The sequence below is a fragment of the Sphingobium sp. genome (assembly GCF_035511395.1).
In the GTDB taxonomy this organism is placed as follows: domain Bacteria; phylum Pseudomonadota; class Alphaproteobacteria; order Sphingomonadales; family Sphingomonadaceae; genus Sphingobium.
Map to the genome: position 1 here is coordinate 1 of NZ_DATKFP010000423.1, position 2,588 is coordinate 2,588.

The window sequence follows — 2,588 nt, forward strand, 5'->3', positions numbered from 1 at the left end:
ATGATGTAGCTGAGGATCGCGCCCGACGACCCGACCAGCGCGCCGGTGACGATCAGCAGGTCATTGCCCAGCGTGAAGCCGATGGCGGCCGCCGCCCAGCCCGAATAGCTGTTCAGCATCGAGACTACGACCGGCATGTCCGCACCGCCGATCCCCATGACGAGATGGAAGCCGATGAACAACGCCAGCACGGTCACTGCGATCAGCACGGTCAGTTCGCGACCTTCGATGCCGATATTGCCCACATACATGACCAGCAGCACCAGCGAAGCGATAGCAGCCACAGCGTTCAGCACATGACCGCCAGGCAGCTTCTTCGCTTTGCCGTCCAGCTTACCCGCAAGCTTTCCGAAGGCGACGATTGACCCGGTGAAAGTTACAGCGCCGATGAAGATGCCCAGAAACTCCTCGACCTTGAGGATGTTGATTTCCACTGGCGTCTTGTGGGCGAGGACAGCGGCGAAACCGGTCAGCGCAGCGCGCGCTGTCGGATCGAGCGCGTTGACCGTTTCCAGTTCGAAATGCGCATTATAGCCGATGAAAACGGCAGCCAGACCCACGAAACTGTGCAAAGCGGCCACGAGTTGCGGCATTTCGGTCATCTGGACCCGTGTCGCCACGATCCAGCCGATCACCGCAGCGACGGCAAAGGTTCCCGCCACGATCGGCAGATTGGCAGCACCGGGACCGAAGAGTGTCGCCCCGACAGCAAGCGCCATGCCGGCGATGCCATACCAGACGGCCCGTTTGGCGCTTTCCTGATTGGACAGGCCGCCGAGCGAGAGGATGAAAAGAACCGCGGCCGAAATATAGGCGGCGGACACCGCACCGATATCAAACATGGATTTGCCCCCTTACGACCGCTGGAACATGGCCAGCATCCGGCGCGTGACCAGAAAGCCGCCAACGATGTTGATCGACGCGATCAGGATGGAAATCGTCGCCAGGACAAGGACGATCGTGCTGGACGATCCGACCTGAAGCATGGCCCCCACCACGACGATGCCCGAAATGGCGTTGGTCACGGCCATCAAGGGCGTGTGCAGCGCGTGGCTGACATTCCAGATCACCTGGAAACCGACGAAACAGGCCAGCACGAAGACGATAAAATGCGCCATGAAACTGGCCGGGGCGACCGCACCGACGCCCATCAGTAGCAGCGCGGCGACGACTAGCAGCGTGACCTGCGACCGGGTCTGCGCCTTAAACGCCGCAACTTCCTTCGCCCGCTTCTGCTCGGGCGTCAGTTCCTCGGCCTTGTGCTTGGGCTTTTGCGCGGCGATCGCCTTGATCTTGGAGGGTGGCGGTGGAAAGCTTACCCGCCCTTCAAAGGCGATTGTAGCACCACGGATCACGTCATCTTCCATATCATGGACGATCACGCCATCCTTGCCCGGCGTCAGGTCGGCCAGCATGTGGCGGACGTTGCTGGCGTAGAGCGAACTGGACTGCGCCGCCATGCGACTGGGGAAATCGGTATAGCCGATGATCGTCACGCCATTGTCAGACACGATCTTTTGGTCGGTGACGGTCAGTTCGCAATTGCCGCCGCGTTCGGCCGCCAGGTCGACGATGACCGATCCGGGTCGCATCGCCTCGACCATGTCTTTGGTCCACAGGACGGGCGCATCGCGGCCCGGAATGAGAGCGGTGGAAATGACGATGTCGATAGTCGGCGCCAGTTCGCGAAACTTCTTGAGCTGCGCTTCGCGAAATTCCGGGCTGGATGGGGCGGCGTATCCACCGGTCACCGCGCCGTCCTGCTGCTCTTCCGAAAAATCGAGATAGACGAACTGAGCGCCCATCGACTCAATCTGCTCGGCGACTTCGGGTCGCACGTCGAAGGCCAGCGTGATAGCCCCCAGCGACGTCGCCGCGCCAATCGCCGCCAGGCCCGCGACACCCGCGCCGATCACCAGCACCTTTGCCGGCGGTACCTTGCCCGCTGCGGTCACCTGTCCGGTGAAAAAGCGGCCGAAATTGGCGCCCGCCTCGATCACCGCGCGATAACCGGCGATATTCGCCATGGACGACAGCGCATCCATTTTCTGCGCGCGCGAAATGCGAGGAACCATGTCCATCGCCAGTATGTTGGCGCCGGTGGCATTGATCGACGCCAGCTCTTCGCCGCGCTGACCGGGATAGAAGAATGAGATCAGCGTCTTGCCGGGCGTCAGTCGCGCCGTCTCTTCTGCGTCGGGCGGGCGGACCTTCACGATCACGTCCGCTTCGGCCCATAATGCGTCTGCGCCCGCCACGACCGTCACGCCAGCCGCGCGATAGGCCTCGTCATCAAAGCCCGCCGCCCTTCCCGCGCCGTTCTCGACCGAGCAGCTATGACCCAAATTCTGCAGTTGTATGGCGCTATCCGGCGTCAGAGCGACTCGCGCCTCACCCTTCCCAGTTTCTCTGGGTGCACCGATCTTCATTCCCACCTTCTCCTTGGCATCCAAGTTTTAGAAGCGACGGCGGTCGATCCGGAAGCCGCCGATTCGGCATCGCACTGTTTCGCCTCATCCGTTTCGTGCGCGCTCGACATCACAGCTTTTCGCTAAACAATTTTCATCATTAGCATCCCGTGGCAGCCC

The 2,588-nt window shown here is 61.6% G+C and carries 2 protein-coding genes; both read right to left on the bottom strand.

Annotated features, from left to right (window positions below):
• Positions 1 to 842, bottom strand: an 842-nt coding sequence (locus tag VMR39_RS28550) for an NAD(P)(+) transhydrogenase (Re/Si-specific) subunit beta (RefSeq protein WP_325421607.1), incomplete at its 3' end; no start/stop codon positions are given.
• A gap of 12 nt (positions 843 to 854) precedes the next feature.
• Entirely contained in the window at positions 855 to 2,429 is a 1,575-nt protein-coding gene (locus VMR39_RS28555; RefSeq protein WP_325421609.1) for a Re/Si-specific NAD(P)(+) transhydrogenase subunit alpha, read from the bottom strand.
• Positions 2,430 to 2,588 lie beyond the last annotated feature (159 nt).

Coding starts and splice junctions, on each gene's coding strand:
- VMR39_RS28555 (WP_325421609.1), bottom strand. CDS start 2,429: ATGAAGATCGGTGCACCCAGAGAAACTGGGAAGGGTGAGGCGCGAGTC.